Origin of the sequence: Prevotella sp. AM42-24 (genome assembly GCF_003461825.1) — a bacterium.
Classification (GTDB): Bacteria; Bacteroidota; Bacteroidia; order Bacteroidales; family Bacteroidaceae; genus Prevotella; species Prevotella hominis.
This window is the reverse complement of record NZ_QTXV01000164.1, coordinates 638-1226: the sequence shown is the minus strand read 5'-3', so window position 1 is coordinate 1226 and position 589 is coordinate 638. Positions and strand designations below refer to the sequence as shown.

Sequence of the window (589 nt, the reverse complement as noted above, 5' to 3'; positions counted from 1 at the left end):
TCGGGCAGGAGTTTCACCCTGGCAAGTGTTCCGGTCTTCTTGCGGTTATAGATGAGCCATTTGTCGCCATCCTCCAACACCTTGACATTGGCTTTCGTGATGGAAACGGTGTCTATGAAGGCTGTTCCTGCATAGCAGGCGAAAAGAAACAGGTCACGGCTAACGGATAGTCTCGGCTTGTCTTCGGGCAGTTCCACATCACGGATTTTTATGAAATCAGACATGCTGAGAGCCTTGGGTGTCGTAACCTTTGGAGTGCCAACCCGATAATGGGCGAACAGCAGGTTCTTGCACAAGCCTCGCTCAAAGGCGATGCGGCACATCTTCTTGAAGAGCGACACATAGATGGTGATGGTTCCTGATGAAAAGCCTTTCTCGTCAAGCAGGTAATGGTGAAAGTCACTGATGAAAGGCTCGGTCAGCTGTCCGAAAGCCAAATCAGTCAACCTATACTTCTCCCCGATGAACTCAGCAAGATTCTTGCGAATCTTTCTGTAAGTCCAGACACTGCTCTTCGACATATCGATGCCCTCATGGGTGCTGAGTTCACTGATATGCTCGTCCACGAAGGGGAGAAGGGTGGTCTGTG

Annotated in this window: 1 protein-coding gene; it reads right to left on the bottom strand. The window is 50.3% G+C overall.

The window, feature by feature from the left end:
- Window positions 1–589 (bottom strand): site-specific integrase (locus DW917_RS17990; protein WP_233524823.1); only part of this gene is annotated, 589 nt, incomplete at both ends.